The organism is Marivirga aurantiaca (assembly GCF_016679925.1).
Taxonomy (GTDB): domain Bacteria; phylum Bacteroidota; class Bacteroidia; order Cytophagales; family Cyclobacteriaceae; genus Marivirga; species Marivirga aurantiaca.
This window is the reverse complement of the sequence record NZ_JAEQBW010000001.1, coordinates 1,036,391-1,053,006: the sequence shown is the minus strand read 5'-3', so window position 1 is coordinate 1,053,006 and position 16,616 is coordinate 1,036,391. Positions and strand designations below refer to the sequence as shown.

Below are 16,616 nucleotides of genomic sequence, written 5' to 3'. Positions count from 1 at the left end.
CCTGAGTTTCCAACTGGCAAATTTAGAATTTGTTTAGATAAAATGAAAAAAAAACCGATTAATTTTTAATTAATTGATAATCAGTTACTTAAACACATAATTAAGGGTGTATTTTTAATTAAATACCGCTTGATCATTCAAAAAGTTTATCTACAGGATTAAATGAAAACCCACAGAGTTATATATGATGGTCATCGTTTAGACTATAGCATATCCGGAAACGGGAAGCAAATATTGTTTGCCTTCCATGGTTTCGGGCAGCATGGAAAATACTATGAGCCTTTTGCGGAAAAACTGGGGGATATATATACTATTTATAGTTTCGACTTGTTTTATCATGGAGAAAGTGACTGGAAAGACAAAATCCACCCACTTAAGAAAGAAGATTGGAAGAAGATTATAGAGATTATTGTTGATAAACATTCCATCCAAACTTTTGCTGTTTGTGGATATAGTATGGGAGGAAAATTCGCCATGGCTAGCCTGGAAGCATTTCCGGATAAAATAGATCAGCTTTTATTAATAGCCCCTGACGGCATTAAAACACTCTTTTGGTACAGTTTGGCCACTTATCCGACTTCTTTCAGGCGATTTTTCAGGGCAATGGTCACGAAGCCCAAATATTTTTATAATCTGATCAACTTCTCAAAGAAATTAGGTTTGGTGGATAAAAGCTTGCTCAAATTTGCCAACAGCCAAATGAATACCCGCGCAAAAAGACGAAGAGTATATTTAAGTTGGGTAACTTTTCGCTTCCTTTCCTTTGACTTGAAAAAAATAGCGAAAATTATCAACCAACATAAAATCCCTACTTATATGATTACCGGTAAGTATGATAAAATCATTACGGCCAACAATATGTTGGATCTATTGAAACACGTACATCAGTATCACAACATAATATTGGAAGCTGGTCATAATTCTTTGATAAAAGATTCAGCGGCTTACCTGGACCAGCATCGGGAATTGTTTAAATTCCGCAATCACAATGAGGGAAGTTAAAGGATTGGTAAAATTACTATCTGCCTTCATTATTTGTTTATCCTCAATTAATCTAATTGAGATTTTAAATAAGCACCTCTTTACAAGTCTGAACCTCAATTCCTGAAGTCAACAGTAAATGATTAAATACTCTTAAACTTACTGTACATAAATTAGCCAGATTTTCTACCTTTGCAATTCGAAAAAATATCCACTTTTATAAATTCATCATGCTAAGTTTCTTTAAGGGAAGATCTCATCAGATTTATGCAGTAGGTCATCAAGTACCATTTACAACCATCGATTTGGAAAAGCTTCTTTGGCTTTTTGATGCCGAAAAAATGATGCTTCCGGATGAACTACAGGAAACTTATGTAGGCCCCCGAAAAGAAATGATAAGCCCATGGAGCACCAATGCAGTGGAAATCACGCAAACTATGGGGATTTCAGGAATATCCAGGATAGAACCTTTTGATCAAACAGAAAATCTCTCCACCCCTATTGACCCTATGTTACAAGCCAAATACCAGGGTTTAAATGAAAGTATTTTTAATATTGACAAAAAACCTGAGGAAGTACTCCTGATTAATGATATTTCCGCCTACAATGACAAAGAAGGATTAGCTCTTAATGAAGAAGAAGTAGCCTACCTGGAAAAAGTGAGTTCCGATTTGGGCAGACCGTTAACTGACAGTGAAGTTTTTGGCTTCTCCCAAGTAAATTCAGAGCATTGTCGGCACAAGATTTTCAATGGAACTTTTGTGATTGACGGAAAAGAAATGCCTTCCACATTATTTCAATTAATTAAAAAAACTTCAAAGGTTAATCCCAACAGAATAGTTTCTGCCTATAAAGATAATGTAGCCTATCTTAAAGGCCCCAGAGTACAACAATTTGCACCCGTTGATCAAACTAAGGCAGATTTTTTTGCTAAAAAAGAGTTTAATTCCACTATTTCACTAAAAGCTGAAACTCATAATTTCCCCACTACTGTGGAACCATTTTATGGTGCCGCAACAGGCTCCGGAGGCGAAATAAGAGACAGAATGGCTGGCGGAAAAGCAGGGGTCCCTTTGGCCGGAACAGCTGTTTACATGACCTCTTATTCCCGCTTAAAGGATGACAGACCCTGGGAAAATGGTATGAAAGAAAGACCATGGTTGTATCAGTCTCCAATGGATATTCTTATTAAAGCTTCCAATGGAGCATCTGATTTTGGAAACAAATTTGGCCAACCACTCATTGCAGGATCTGTACTGACTTTTGAGCACGAAAACAATGACAAGAAATACGGCTTCGATAAAGTTATTATGCAGGCCGGAGGCATTGGATATGGTATTCTGGAAGAAAGCCAAAAAGACATCCCTCAAAAAGGTGATAAAATAGTGGTAATGGGTGGTGATAACTACCGCATTGGAATGGGCGGAAGTGCGGTTTCCTCTGTAGATACCGGCCAGTTTGAAAGCCAGATTGAGTTAAATGCCGTACAACGTGCCAATCCTGAAATGCAGAAACGAGTGGCTAATGCTATACGTGCAATGGCTGAAACCGGCAATAACCCTATTATTTCCATCCATGATCATGGAGCAGGCGGGCATTTAAATTGTCTTTCTGAGCTAGTAGAAGAAACAGGCGGAAAAATAGATTTAAGAAAGCTACCGGTGGGCGACTCTACCCTATCAGCTAAGGAAATCATTGGCAATGAGTCACAAGAAAGAATGGGCCTGGTGATTAAAGAAAAAGACCTACCCATTCTGGAGAAAGTCTCTAACAGGGAAAGGGCACCATTTTATGTAGTAGGAGAAATCACAGGGGACAAGCATTTTAGTTTTGAAGATAAAGAAGGTAAAAAGAATCCGGTAGATTGGCCTTTGACATCAATGTTTGGAAATTCTCCCAAGACATTATTGACTGACACTAAAAAACAAACTCAATTTGCTAAAATAAACTACACTCAGGATTTACTGGAAAATTATATTAAAGATGTCCTGAAGTTGGAATCGGTGGCTTGTAAAGACTGGTTAACTAATAAAGTGGACAGATGTGTCACCGGAAAAGTGGCCAAGCAACAAAGTACAGGACCTGTTCAATTACCTTTGAACAATGTAGCAGTAATGGCACTGGATTTTCAGGGGGAAAAAGGGATTGCTACTTCCATTGGGCATGCGCCTGTCACTGCATTGGTCAATCCTAAATCCGGCTCCCAGTTAGCAATAGCAGAAGCATTGACCAACATCATCTGGGCTCCAATAGAAGAAGGCCTCAAAGGAATTTCATTAAGTGCCAACTGGATGTGGCCTGCTAAAAATGAGGGCGAAAATGCACGTTTATATGAAGCTGTTGAGGCCGTAAGCGATTTCGCCATTTCATTGGGGATAAACATTCCTACAGGAAAAGATTCGCTTTCCATGGTACAAAAATATCCATCCGGAGAAAAAGTATTTGCTCCGGGCACAGTAATTATTTCAGCTGGTGGTGAGGTATCTGATATCAAAAAAGTAGTGGAAACCGCCTTAAAACCTGTTGATAATAGCAGGATAGTTTATATTAATTTATTTAAAGATAATTTTGAATTGGGGGGCTCTGCCTTTGCTCAAAGCATCAACCAGCTTGGTACAAATACCTCTGAAATTAAAGATACTGAGCATTTCATTAAGGCGTTCGAATTAGTTCAACAATTAGTTTCAGATAGGAGGATTTTGGCAGGCCATGATATTGGCTCCGGTGGAATGATTACTTCCTTATTGGAGATGTGTTTCCCTCATAACACCTGGGGAATGGATCTGAATTTCATTAGCATTCCTGAAGAGGACTTAGTGAAAATTTTATTCAGTGAGCAACCGGGCTTACTACTACAAGTGAGTGATTTATCTGTTTTGGAAGAATTAAAAAGCAATTCCATAGAGTTTTTTGATTTGGGCAGGATACAACAGCAAAAAACAATTGCCATTCAAAAAAACACTCAAAATTTAGTCCTTTCTATTCCGGAATTAAGGGATCAGTGGTATGAGACTTCTTATTTACTGGATCGTGAGCAAAGTGGTGCTGATTTGGCACTGGAAAGGTTTACCAATTACAAAGTACAGGAGTTGAAATTTGATTTCCCTAAACATTTTAAAGGTAGCTGGGCATCAATGGGCATAGATAAAAACAGGAATACTCCATCAGGCATCAAAGCAGCTATTATTCGTGAAAAAGGCGTCAATAGTGACCGTGAAATGGCTTATATGATGTATATGGCTGGTTTTGACGTAAAGGATATTCATATGACCGATCTGATGAGTGGAGAAGAAGATTTATCAGACGTCAATTTCATTGTTTTTACAGGAGGATTTTCCAATTCAGATGTACTGGGCTCTGCCAAAGGATGGGCCGGGGCTTTTAAATACAATGAAAAGGCTAAATCTGCTTTAGAGAATTTTTATGCCCGTAAAGACACCTTAAGTTTAGGTGTGTGTAATGGTTGCCAACTAATGGTTGCTCTTGATTTAATTTATCCTGAACATAAGCAAAAAATAAGTATGAAGCATAATAGCTCCAATAAATTTGAATGTGCTTTTGTCAATGTAGATATTCCCCAAAACGATTCTATCATGTTATCAAGTATGGCTGGTAGCCGTATGGGTATCTGGATTGCTCATGGAGAAGGAAGATTCTCCATGCCTAAAGATGAATCAGATTACCAGATAACTGCTAAATACAGCTATGAAGCTTATCCCGGCAATCCAAATGGATCTGACTTTAACGCAGCCGCCATTTGCTCAAAAGATGGAAGACATTTGGCCATTATGCCACACCTGGAAAGAAGTATATTTCCATGGAATTGGGCCAACTACCCTGAAAACAGAGCCGGTGATGAAATTTCACCATGGGTTGAAGCATTAACCAATGCTTTTTCCTGGGTCAAAAACCATTATTCCACAAGCAAATAAGTTATTTAAAATAGCTAAAAAACAGGTAACATTTTTTAAGTACCAAAGTTACATATACTATGGTACTTAAATATCTTACTCTTCTGACATTTTTTCTACTAGTTAGTGGTTGCTATCTGGGCAGGGAGTATCCTGTAGAATATGACTATAACTTTATTGCTAACTTTGAACAGTATGAAACCTTCTGCTTTGTAAATACCCCACACCAGTTTGATTCCAGAACTGATCAATTGATAAAGAAAACTATCATTAATCATATGGAATTATTAGGTTACACCTTTACACCTGATAGAATTAATGCTAATCTTCTTGTAAATTACTTCTATTACAACGGCAAACTAAAATATCATGGATACAGCCAACCTGATATGAAAAAGTTTATTAAAAATAGTGAAGAAGAGAAAAGAAATGAAAAATATCACAAGAGGAAATTGCCCATCAATCGGGGAACTTTTGTGATTAACTTTACTGATAATAGAGAGCATTTAATGGTTTGGCAAGGGTATACTACTGACTTATATAGGGATCGAATTTTTCAAGACCCTAGAAAAACCCGAATTGCTATAATTAGCATTTTAAAAAACTATGGGTACATTCCTCTTGAATTACAAAATAATTAAAACACTATCTCATCAATAATGACCCACCCCTGCTGACAAAACACCCAATAAAACTACCTGGACATAATAAAGATAATTTTCTCTTATCTCAACTGGAGAAGTATATATCTAAAAACAAGTAAGTTGCAACCAAATAATGAGTTCACTAAAAATATTTAGCAATTATTTTCCTCTCAATGTTTGCACAAAATAAATTCATTATTACCTTTGTGATCTCTTAGCAATAAGGGGATTAAAAATTGCCCGATGGTGTAATTGGCAACACGTCTGTTTTTGGTACAGAAGAGTCTAGGTTCGAGACCTAGTCGGGCAACAAAAAGTCCCGTCTCGATTTTTCGGGACGGGATTATTTTTAAGTGATAAACTTTAAAAAACATGTCCTCTGTAAAAATATTTTCAGGCTCAGCATCTAGTTATCTTTCCGAAAAAATAGCCGCAAGTTATGGGAAGCCGCTTGGGAATATTACGCTTGACAAATTTAGTGATGGTGAAATATCACCCTACTTCACAGAATCAATAAGAGGAAGCCATGTATTCCTTATTCAATCTACCTTCCCTCCTGCAGATAATATCATGGAACTTCTATTAATGATAGATGGGGCCAAGAGGGCAAGTGCTGAAAATGTAACTGTAGTAGTGCCTTATTTTGGCTATGCACGTCAGGATAGGAAAGATAAGCCACGTGTGGCTATTGGAGCCAAAATGATTGCCAATATATTGGAAGCTGCCGGTGCGGATAGAATAGTAACATGCGATTTGCATGCCGGACAAATTCAAGGATTCTTCAACATCCCTGTAGATCATATGGATGCATCGGCTATTTTTGTTCCTTATTTGAAAGAAAGCATTAATGAAAATACCATTTTTGCTTCACCGGATGTAGGAGGAACTGCCAGAGCAAGAAGATATGCCAAGCATTTTCAGGTAGACATGGTAGTGTGCGACAAACACAGAAAAAAAGCCAATGAAATAGCCTCCATGCAAGTGATTGGTGATGTGGATGGTAAAGATGTTATTCTTTTTGATGATTTGATAGATACAGCAGGTACATTGTGCAAAGCAGCTGACATACTAAAAGAAAAAGGTGCCAAAACTGTAAGAGCAGTAATTACTCATCCCGTATTATCTGGAAATGCTTACGAAAACCTGGCCAATTCCACACTGGATGAACTCATTACTACAGACACATTGCCATTAAAACAAAAGCTCGATAAAATTAAAGTATTGACTGTGGCTGATATGTTTGCAAAGGCTATCAGAAAAATTCACGATCATGAGTCAATCAGTTCATTATTTATATAAATACAGCAATACAAAAATTCACTTTTAACAATTAATATATTATGAAAACAGTTGAGATTATAGGGTATAAGAGAGCAAATCTTGGCAAAAAAGAGGCGAAAAGATTAAGAGCAGAAGCAATGGTTCCTGCAGTAATCTATGGTGGTGAAAAACAAGTTCACTTCTATGCGCCAATGATTCTTTTTCGTCCATTGGTTTACACAGGAGAAGCACACTTTGTTAATTTAAACATTGAAGGCGAACAATATCAGGCAATTTTACAGGATATTTCTTTTCATCCTGTTAATGAATTGATCCTTCATGCCGATTTCTTAGAGTTACACAAAGGGAAACCTATTAAAATGAACATTCCAGTTCATTTGACTGGAACAGCTCCTGGTGTTACAAAAGGTGGTACTTTGATTCACAAAAGAAGAGCGCTTACCTTGAAAGCACTACCAAAAGATATGCCGGAATTTATTGAAGTTGATATTTCACACCTTGATTTTGGTAAAGCAGTAAAAGTAGAATCTGTAAGCCTGGAAAATATTCAGGTATTGGATACTGCCGCAGCATCAATTGCAGTAGTTGAGATACCAAGAGCACTAAGAGGTAAAACAGCAGAAGATGAAGCAGAAGCAATTGCGGAAGCAGCAGCTGATGATACTGAATCTGAGCCAATAGAGGGTTAAACCCAAATAATATTTTTATTCAAAATCCTGTACTTTCCCAAGTACAGGATTTTTTTTTTCATATTTTTACTACCCTACTCTATAAACCACAATCAAAGAGATTGGCTCCTACTCCACCTATAGTTCCGGAATTGTTAATAAAGCGTTGAATTGTAACACACATCAATTTCATTTAATATATTAACCTGAGTTCGATTTTAAATTTGTGCTAAAAACTCATTAGAACGTTCCCGCTCGTGCGGGACTGGCTATTTCGGTCCCGATGGATCGGGATTACATTTTTCATAAAAAAGAAAATTATCCGTAATCTCATTATATATAGTATGAGATACCGCATAAATAAAGACTTTTTAAAAAAGTAAGTCTTTATTTTGCGGCATGACGCTATCATTAATAGTCGAACTCAGGTTATTAGAATTCTATAAAATTGCAATAATAGCGATGTGTTAGTAACAGAAATCCTTGAAAACGTAAAACCACTATATGGATTACAACCAAATATTTAATAAAATAAGAAAGGAATTGGAAAAATTGCCTCATAAGGGCAAAGTAGCTGACTATATACCAGAACTTGCTAAAATAGACCCTGATAAGTTAGGTGTTCATTTGACTACAATTGATGACCAGCATTATTGTTTTGGCGATGCTGATGAAAAATTCTCTATACAAAGTATAGCAAAAGTTCTTTCCCTTGCCATGGCCTATAAGCAAGAAGATGAGAAACTTTGGAAAAGAGTTGGAGTGGAACCTTCAGGTACTCCATTTAATTCTTTATTACAATTGGAGCATGATAATGGGAAGCCTCGGAATCCTATGATCAACTCCGGGGCATTAGTGGTTTGCGATGTATTGGTAAGTTACCTGAAAAATCCAAAAGAAGAATTCCTGGAGTTTGTACGAAAGGTTTCTGGTATTCCTGATTTACAATATTCTGAAAAAATTGCAAGCTCAGAAAGATCCATGAGCTATATCAATACAGCATTGATCAACCTAATGAAATACTTCGGTAATATCCACAATGATATTGAAGTGGTAATGGACTTCTATGTGAATTTATGCTCCATTGAAATGACCTGCAAAGAACTGGCTCATACTTTTCTCTTTCTTGCCAATGATGGGGTAAATCCATACTCAAAGGAAAGAATCATTACTGCCAGTAAAACGAAGCGAATCAATGCCATTATGCAACTTTGCGGCTTCTATGACCAGGCCGGTGACTTTTCTTTTAAAATAGGATTACCAGGGAAAAGTGGAGTTGGAGGAGGGATAGTAGCTGTACATCCGGGAAAATACTCCATAGTAGTATGGAGCCCACGTCTTAACAAACAAGGGAATTCAAGCAAAGGGATGGAATTTCTTGAAATGTTCACTACAGAAACCAAATATTCTATTTTTTAGAGGAATGAAAATAGCTGTAAAACATTCACATTTAAGGCTACAATAATTCTCTTTCAAGCATTTAATTCACAAATCATGAAATGTGCATGATTGAAAGTTTCCACTTTTTACTTACCTTTGTGTAGTAAAAGAACTGAAAATCCATTTATTCTGTTTATGGAATGTATTTTCACCAAAATAAATCAGTTACTTTTAAAATTTTAATTCATTCAAATCAAATTATGGGTAGATCGCAGGAAACATTTAATAAAAAAGAAAAAGAAAAGAAAAAGCTAAGAAAGAAGCAGGACAAAGAACAAAAAAAGGAAGAGCGAAAAGCGAATTCTGACAAAGGAAAAAGCGTAGATGAAATGATGGCTTATGTAGATGAGTATGGAAACATATCGGATACCCCGCCAGATCCTACCAAGAAAAAGAAAAACATCAAGGCTGAAGACATTCAAATTGGCATAGCCAAGCAAGAAGCTCCTGACCCGGCTGATGCCATCAGAAAAGGAACCATTACTTTCTTCAATGAGTCAAAAGGGTATGGTTTTATAAAAGATCATGAGACTCAGGACAGTGTTTTTGTGCACGTGAACGGGCTTATTGATAATGTACATGAAAATGATAAAGTTACTTTTGAGACAGAAATGGGTCAAAAAGGTTTAAATGCTATCAAAGTAAAATTGATAAGTTAAAATATTTATTTACCCTAAGGTAGTGTTTATACCTTAGAGGTTTTTATTTGGGAAACGAAGTTTGGAAATGTCCAGGCTTTTTTTTTGCGCTATACTTTCTGCGGCCTTATAATACCACAGTAGGAAGTTAAGCTATTTTATACTCACCATAAAGTCTTCGAAAAGTCTAAATGAGCAATCTTCAGAAACAGCACCCTTGACTCTTTCACTAACCTAAAAGGATAAAATCAGTAAAAATTGTAAGTTTTACAACAGATGGTGTAAGATAATGGCAATGTTTTTTTTTCAATTTTGAAGCATAAGTAAATTATGAACCAACCGGTTACTCCGGTTATAAAATATGCTAACTATGAAAAACAATTTGCCTTACGGAGAAGAGCACACTGATTTTGGAGGAAACTGGAATGTTCCTGCAGCCTCACAAAAAGATAACGGAATCAAGTCAAATAAAAATTCAAAAAACAGATCACGTAAAAAAAGAAACTAAACTCTTTGTATTGAAGCTTTGCTTTCCGGTGAAGTATTAATACTGAAGTTTATGAAATTTATTAATCATCCTTTTGATTGTCCATTTCAGGCAAACAAAGGATGATTTTTTTTCTTTTAAGCCCTTTCCCACTCTCCTTCCTTGAGTAGTTATACGAATATTTTCTTTAATGAGGTGAGCATGAGTGCTCATGGTCAGCCAATGCTATTAAGTTAAGTTTTAATTTAAACCTCAACCTTGCATCCTTCTCCATAGGGAGAAGGAGATTTGCCTTAACTTAATTGCGTTGCCAGCCGAGGAATAGCTTTCCCGACTATACCTGTGTGACCATTGGAAATAAATATATACTGAAATGAAAAATTCATCGGATAAAATTGTCCTGTTTAATCCATATTCTTAACTTTGTTACTTAAGAAAAGAAAAATGTTTTCAAAAGCCTGTGAATATGGAATTAGAGCTACTCTCTATATAGCCTTAAAGTCTTTGGACAATGAAAGGGTAAGTCTCAAAGACATCGCAAAAGAGATTGATTCTCCTGAAGCTTTTACTGCAAAAATATTGCAACAATTGGCCAGGAATAAAATTGTTGATTCAGTGAAAGGACCGTCCGGTGGATTTAAAATTGAAAAAAGTAAAATTGATTCTATCAAACTGATTCAGATTGTCTCTACAATAGATGGAGACGCCATTTTCAGAGGCTGTGGCTTAGGGTTAAAGCAATGCGATGAGGAATTCCCTTGCCCGGTTCACAATAAATTTAAGGTAATCCGTGATGGCTTAAAGGACATGTTGGAAACCACCAGCGTTTACGAACTTGCAACAGGGATTAATGTGGGATTGACTTTTTTGAAAAGGTGAGTAATTAAAACCATAGTTTGTTTGTCAACTAAGCTGAAGAAATTTCATAAGATTTAAATCGTTATCATAATGGAGCCAAGGGAAATATTAAATATTAATGATATCAAAGAATTGGTTGATAACTTTTATGGCAAAGTTCGGGAAGACGATAAACTGGCAGATATTTTCAATAAACAAATTGGTGATCGCTGGCCGGAGCATTTGGAAAAAATGTACAGGTTTTGGCAAACCATATTGCTCGGTGAGCATACCTACTATGGAAGTCCTTTTGCTCCACATGCAAATTTACCAGTAGAAAAAGCCCATTTTGAAAGATGGATAGAGTTATTCTTTCAAACCATAGATGAAAATTTCACAGGAGATAAAGCCAAAGAGGCTAAGTGGAGAGCCGCAAAAATGGCTGAAATGTTTAACTATAAAATTGAATTTTATAGAAACAATTCTTCAAGCCCAATTACCTAATTTCATTATATCCCTATTATTCATTTTTAAAATGTAAAATAGATAGAGCATACTTCTATCCGACATTCTTTCCTAACAGACAACTTCTGAGGTTGTAATATCAAACATCACCCCTACCCCTGCCGTTGATGAAAAATTCAATAAATTCCCGCCAATTCAAATTAACGAAAAAATACTTTATCGACAGTTTAAAGTGCTTAATCGTAACATTTGCAACCTTTATCGAACAATATCAGTAAAACATATAAGATTTGACAGGCATTTTGTAATAAAATGGAGCATTGATCTGACGACCTTTGAAATGTGAGAAAATGATTTTTCAAAAAATGTTAATCGAAAAAGAGAAAGTAAAGCATATAAAAGACTAATTATTTTTTAATAAAAATGAACCAGTATTAATTATTTATTTATAGATAATTATAAAAAGTAAAACTATTTTTTAACTAAACTTCAACAGTTATGGAAACGAAATACAAAAAGGGGGAAGTTGTATATGAAAGAACACGCCCCTCCCAGAAATTGTATATAAGTCGTTGTGTTTCTGGTATCTACTATTGCAAAGTAGAAGAAGACACCAAAAGGAAAGAGTTAGTATATTTTGAAAGAGACATACTACCTTATATGGAAAAATCAAATTAAAGCGCATTTTAAATCAAAATTCATCAAATAAACAATTCACTAAATTTTAGTACTATGAGTAATTTACTTTATGTTATTGCAGTAATCTTAATAATTGCCTGGGCGGTAGGCTTTTTTGCTTACAGTGCAGGTGGTATTATCCACATTCTTATTGTTATTGCAATAATTGCAATTATTCTAAGAGTAATAAGAGGGGGAAGAATATAAATCAACAAGAAATAAAACTATCATGGAACATACACAAAACAATGGGAACGGGAAAGTATTAGCAGGCTTGCTTATTGGCGCCATATCTGGTGCGGCCTTAGGGATTTTATTTGCTCCATCCGATGGACGCAAAACGCGGGATAAGTTATCTGAAGAAGTCAATAAAATGACGCATGATTTTAAGGAGAAGTTGGCGCAGGAAACCGAGAGCATTAGGGACAGAGCCATGCGACTGATTGGATATACTGAAGCCAAAGCTGAAAAATTATCCAGTGAGGTAAAAGAAACTACCAAGGATATGGTGAAGGAAAAAGCCAGTGAAACATCCAGCAAAGCGGATAACTTAAAACAGAACCTATAAACCTCAAGCCATCTAAAAGAAGTTGCTTTTAGATGGCTTTTTTTATGCGGAAAAAATTACGTTTTAAATAAATTATTTGTTTCCAGAACCCACGAAATATTCTGCTAAAGAAGCATGGGCAATCCTGCCATCCTTCCTAAAAGTTGTTAAAAGGTTTGAATAAATAATAATTAAATAATTCGCAATCCGGATATCTCAACTATTACCTTCTGAAAACCAACCTATAATGTTTGATAAAGCAAAAATTGATGAATTGACAAGCAATTTAAAGCAGTTTGTGAAAACCAATATCAAATTGGCAAAACTGGAGGCAACAGAAAGAGCCACCACAATTGCTCCCAATGTTATAGCTTTGTCAATCATAGCATTGGTGCTCTATTTGGTACTCTTATTCTTAAGTATAGGCCTTAGTCTTTATTTATCAGAATTACTGGAATCCACTTATGGAGGTTTTTTGATTATGGGGGGCTTTTATCTATTGGTTGGAATTATATTCATTTTAGGTCGGAAAAAGATACTTCGCAATCCTATCCGTGATTTAATAATCAAATCTATCTTCCGAAATTATTAAGCATTTATTCTGATAAGAAACATGGAACCTACTTTTATCAATAACCACCAGGACTTAAAAGCCCATATAAAGGAATTAAAAATCCGGAAATTTAATGAAGAAGCAGCGTTAAATGCTTCATTTGAAGAATTCACAAATTCCTTGAATCCCTCAAGGCTCATCAAAAACACAGTGGGCGAGCTGATTCCTCCAGGTGATGTGGCCGGAAGTTTATCCAAAGCCGGACTTATTGCCGGAGCCAATTTAGTGATAGATCAGATTTGGGGCCGACATAAAACAGTGATAGGCTTTCTATCATCTCTGGTTGTGAGAAATATTTCTTCCTATATAATCAATAGAAACTTGTTTGGTGTGATAACAAGGATTAAAAATAAATTCACATAGAATCGGCTAAGAGTAATTATTATGCCTCTTTAAATTATTGGAGGGAACAAATAGAAGATAGAATTCTAAGATTTATGTAATATATAATAATCATTATGTAAGAATAATGAAGGAAAAGTAAGAGAATTTTACACGTGGATAATTTTATACACCTAAAACTCAATATCATGAAAAAATTAACGATCGGATTGCTTACTGCATGTTTACTAGTTATTGTAAGTCCTATTCAAACTTCGGCCAATTCCGGAGCAGAAACCCCTACAGAAAACACAGCTACTCCGGCACACGTCACTTCTTTGCTCAATCGATTGGATGAAATTAACAATCTTTCCAAAGAAGGTATGAGCCGTGAGGAAAAAAAAGAATTAAGAAAAGAAGTTAAATCAATAAAAAAGGAATTAAAAGCTACAGGCAATGGAGTTTATCTATCAGTAGGCGCTATCATTATAATTGTTTTATTATTGATTCTTTTGTTATAATATATTTAAAGTCTACGTTCATTCAGATGAGTGTGGTTAATTGGAAAGATCACTGGATTAAATATTCAGTGATTTTTTTATTCAAATAAACACTGATTTTTAATTCAGCTCAGGATAACATCCTGTATTAATACTCTTTAATCTTAAAAAAACATTGTCTACCATAGTAACGTTTGTGTAGAAGTTATTCATTTATTATTCTAAATTCATCTAAAATCAAATAACATGAAAGTTGCAGGTATTATTTTACTGGTAGTGGGCTTAATAGGAACAATTGTTTTTGGGATCCAGGCTATGCAGGATTCAGAGAGCTTTAGCTTTTTGGGCATGGAGGTAGCAGTAAGTTCAGCTGATTGGACACCCTTAATTATTAGTGCCATAATTCTTGTTGTAGGTTGGGTAATAACCTCCCGTAGCAAAAAATAATATGAGATTTGAACTCAAACTTTTATTTAAGTATCCTCTATCATAAGAAACGATATTAAAATGATGATTTAGTTGTTATAGCATTAATTGTAAGTGACTAATAACAGCATGTATAGTCTGAGATTTTAAAGATTATAGATGCTGTTATTATACTTTTACTTTAAAGTCGGATTAGTTTAAATTCAAATATTTTATTAAATGCACAAACCATTGTCAATCACTGTATTTGTTGTTAGTCTGCTTATCAGCATGCAAATCCATGCTCAAGACTCAGACTCACTTAGCTCACAAAATGAGTATAAATTTGGTATTGGTGCAGGGGCAGGATTTGCTACAGGCTATGGCTTGTCATTTAGATATATACCTGAAAAATTTGGTGGACAAGTGAATTTTGCTCCTTATAAAGACAAGGAAACTGAAAGGTATAGTTTCGGTGTTACTTTCCTCTATATGTTAATTGAAAGTAACTCGACCAATCTTTTCCTTTATCAGGCAAACCATTATTATTATAATTCTGAAATATCTTACCTCTACAACCCTGGTATGCCTAATAATCAAGAAGAAACCCGGTATACAGAAGGTTATTTCAATAATGGCCTGGGCTTTGGTATTGAAATTATTTTTGTAAAAAGAGTAGGGCTAAATATAATGGCTGGATATGCATTTTATGATAATTTTCAGCAACTAAACGTCACCGGAGAACTGGCATTATATTATAAGTTTTAGCCAGAATCTATTTTGAAAAAGATCATCCACATAATCACTTCAATTCCATTTTAATAAAATAATGTATTTTGAAGTTTATGTGAAAAATACCTAAGCTTATTAAATAAAATAGTTTCACCCAATAAATCAATAAACTTTACTACATTCGGGTTGTAAAAAAAAATCACTAATCAATGGCTTTAACCACCATCATATTAATCGTAGCCATTGTTATTGGCTTATGGCTTTTCTTTTTCATTTTCCCGGTCAATTTATGGATTACAGCCATTTTCTCCGGGGTACGTATCAGCCTGTTGGAACTGGTCTTTATGAGGTTTCGTAGAGTTCCCCCTGGTCTGATTGCCAATTCTATGATTATTGCCACCAAAGCAGGTATTACTGATGTAACTACCAGCGAGATGGAAACCCATTACTTGGCCAATGGAAATTTACCCAATGTTATCAAAGCACTAATTGTAGCCGATAAGGCCAATTTAAAATTAAGTTTTAAACAAGCCACTGCCATTGATCTGGCCGGACGGGATGTATTACAGGCGGTACAGGTATCGGTAACTCCTTATATGATCATTGTTCCTGCCATTACCGGTGTATCTCTGGATGGAATTCAATTAATAGCTGTTGCCAGGGTAACAGTACGCACTAATCTCCAAAGGTTGGTAGGTGGTGCCGGAGAAGAAACTATCAAAGCCCGGGTGGGACAAGGAATTATTTCGTGCATCGGTACAGCCAAAAGCTATTATGAAGTGCTGGAAAACCCCGAAAACATCTCCAAAAAAGTATTGGCTGATGGATTGGATGCTGGTACAGCCTTTGAAATACTTTCTATTGATATTGCAGATATAGATATCGGGACCAATATTGGTGCAGCCTTACAAATTGACCAGGCTACTGCTGATTTAAGCATCGCCAAAGCAAAAGCAGAAGAAAGACGAGCCATGGCTGTTGCTACAGAGCAGGAGATGTCTGCTCGGGTTCAGGCAGCTAAAGCCAGTGTGATCAGAGCTGAATCTGAAATTCCAGTGGCACTATCAGGTGCTTTCAGGTCAGGAAGATTTTATTGATCCAATCAAAAATCTAATTTAAAAGTAATGAGAGTTAGCACAGATTGAGTAATTGTTTACTCAATCTGTGCTAACTCTCATTGTAAAAGAAATATTATAAATTAAACTTTAGCTAATGTTTCTAAAGACAAACCTTTTAAAAGTCTCTCCATTTAAAAGTTGTTGATTGAGCTAAATTTCAGCTAACCAATAATTGAATTCCGGCTTTTGCAACACTATTATTGAACGTCCGTTTCTTACTGAAAAGTCTTTCCACACACCACTCCTATTACATTTATTACTGACCATTTCAATTGATTGGCAATTTTTCGGGCATTGAAAGTTTTTTTTATATTGTTGTTTCAAAAGCTCGTTTGGAAACTGAACCAATC

Annotated in this window: 18 protein-coding genes, 1 tRNA gene and 1 pseudogene; all 20 read left to right on the top strand. The window is 35.6% G+C overall.

The genetic code is table 11. The features are described 5' to 3' along the window. Positions 1-162 precede the first annotated feature (162 nt). The 20 genes and pseudogenes from JKA74_RS04515 to floA all read left to right on the top strand — a co-directional run bounded on the left by JKA74_RS04515 (position 163) and on the right by floA (position 16,245). Positions 163-1,002 carry an alpha/beta fold hydrolase gene (locus JKA74_RS04515; protein WP_201429955.1) on the top strand — a complete coding sequence of 280 codons (840 nt, stop codon included), beginning with the start codon at positions 163-165 and terminating at the stop codon, positions 1,000-1,002. Between the two features lie 173 nt (positions 1,003-1,175). Next, positions 1,176-4,913 (top strand): annotated as a pseudogene (gene purL / locus JKA74_RS04510) (phosphoribosylformylglycinamidine synthase); the annotation flags it as partial. Between the two features lie 59 nt (positions 4,914-4,972). Beyond that, on the top strand, positions 4,973-5,533 hold the full coding sequence (locus JKA74_RS04505) for a DUF4136 domain-containing protein (RefSeq protein WP_201429954.1): 561 nt from the start codon (positions 4,973-4,975) through the stop codon (positions 5,531-5,533). A 240-nt stretch (positions 5,534-5,773) separates the two neighbouring features. Then, positions 5,774-5,846, top strand: a tRNA-Gln gene (locus tag JKA74_RS04500). Between the two features lie 62 nt (positions 5,847-5,908). Continuing rightward, complete coding sequence (locus JKA74_RS04495) at positions 5,909-6,835, top strand: ribose-phosphate pyrophosphokinase (RefSeq protein ID WP_201429953.1); 927 nt, start codon at positions 5,909-5,911, stop codon at positions 6,833-6,835. A 41-nt stretch (positions 6,836-6,876) separates the two neighbouring features. Further along, positions 6,877-7,506 (top strand): 50S ribosomal protein L25/general stress protein Ctc, encoded by a 630-nt coding sequence (locus JKA74_RS04490; protein WP_201429952.1) that lies wholly within the window; start codon positions 6,877-6,879, stop codon positions 7,504-7,506. Positions 7,507-7,989: 483 nt separating this feature from the next. Further along, entirely contained in the window at positions 7,990-8,904 is a 915-nt protein-coding gene (locus tag JKA74_RS04485) for a glutaminase (protein ID WP_201429951.1), read from the top strand. Between the two features lie 221 nt (positions 8,905-9,125). Beyond that, positions 9,126-9,584, top strand: coding sequence for a cold-shock protein (locus tag JKA74_RS04480; protein ID WP_201429950.1), 459 nt, complete (start codon positions 9,126-9,128; stop codon positions 9,582-9,584). A gap of 349 nt (positions 9,585-9,933) precedes the next feature. Further along, positions 9,934-10,071: a hypothetical protein gene (locus JKA74_RS04475; RefSeq protein WP_201429949.1), complete on the top strand. Its 138-nt coding sequence runs from the start codon at positions 9,934-9,936 to the stop codon at positions 10,069-10,071. Between the two features lie 423 nt (positions 10,072-10,494). Beyond that, positions 10,495-10,929 (top strand): RrF2 family transcriptional regulator, encoded by a 435-nt coding sequence (locus tag JKA74_RS04470; protein WP_201429948.1) that lies wholly within the window; start codon positions 10,495-10,497, stop codon positions 10,927-10,929. A gap of 69 nt (positions 10,930-10,998) precedes the next feature. Next, positions 10,999-11,391 carry a group III truncated hemoglobin gene (locus JKA74_RS04465; RefSeq protein WP_201429947.1) on the top strand — a complete coding sequence of 131 codons (393 nt, stop codon included), beginning with the start codon at positions 10,999-11,001 and terminating at the stop codon, positions 11,389-11,391. A gap of 459 nt (positions 11,392-11,850) precedes the next feature. Then, positions 11,851-12,030, top strand: coding sequence for a hypothetical protein (locus JKA74_RS04460; protein WP_201429946.1), 180 nt, complete (start codon positions 11,851-11,853; stop codon positions 12,028-12,030). A gap of 54 nt (positions 12,031-12,084) precedes the next feature. Then, the gene (locus JKA74_RS04455; RefSeq protein ID WP_201429945.1) at positions 12,085-12,237 is read left to right on the top strand and encodes a lmo0937 family membrane protein; all 153 of its coding nucleotides are present in this window, start codon (positions 12,085-12,087) and stop codon (positions 12,235-12,237) included. Between the two features lie 22 nt (positions 12,238-12,259). Next, entirely contained in the window at positions 12,260-12,598 is a 339-nt protein-coding gene (locus JKA74_RS04450) for a YtxH domain-containing protein (RefSeq protein ID WP_201429944.1), read from the top strand. A 226-nt stretch (positions 12,599-12,824) separates the two neighbouring features. Beyond that, complete coding sequence (locus JKA74_RS04445; RefSeq protein ID WP_201429943.1) at positions 12,825-13,169, top strand: phage holin family protein; 345 nt, start codon at positions 12,825-12,827, stop codon at positions 13,167-13,169. A 21-nt stretch (positions 13,170-13,190) separates the two neighbouring features. Next, positions 13,191-13,553: a hypothetical protein gene (locus JKA74_RS04440; protein WP_201429942.1), complete on the top strand. Its 363-nt coding sequence runs from the start codon at positions 13,191-13,193 to the stop codon at positions 13,551-13,553. 167 nt (positions 13,554-13,720) lie between these two features. Then, positions 13,721-14,032 (top strand): hypothetical protein, encoded by a 312-nt coding sequence (locus JKA74_RS04435; RefSeq protein WP_201429941.1) that lies wholly within the window; start codon positions 13,721-13,723, stop codon positions 14,030-14,032. Positions 14,033-14,257: 225 nt separating this feature from the next. Further along, complete coding sequence (locus tag JKA74_RS04430) at positions 14,258-14,458, top strand: hypothetical protein (protein ID WP_201429940.1); 201 nt, start codon at positions 14,258-14,260, stop codon at positions 14,456-14,458. Positions 14,459-14,656: 198 nt separating this feature from the next. Then, entirely contained in the window at positions 14,657-15,184 is a 528-nt protein-coding gene (locus JKA74_RS04425; RefSeq protein ID WP_201429939.1) for a hypothetical protein, read from the top strand. 173 nt (positions 15,185-15,357) lie between these two features. After that, a complete protein-coding gene (gene floA, locus JKA74_RS04420; protein WP_201429938.1) occupies positions 15,358-16,245 on the top strand; it encodes a flotillin-like protein FloA in 888 nt (295 codons plus the stop codon). The last annotated feature ends 371 nt before the right edge of the window (positions 16,246-16,616 follow it).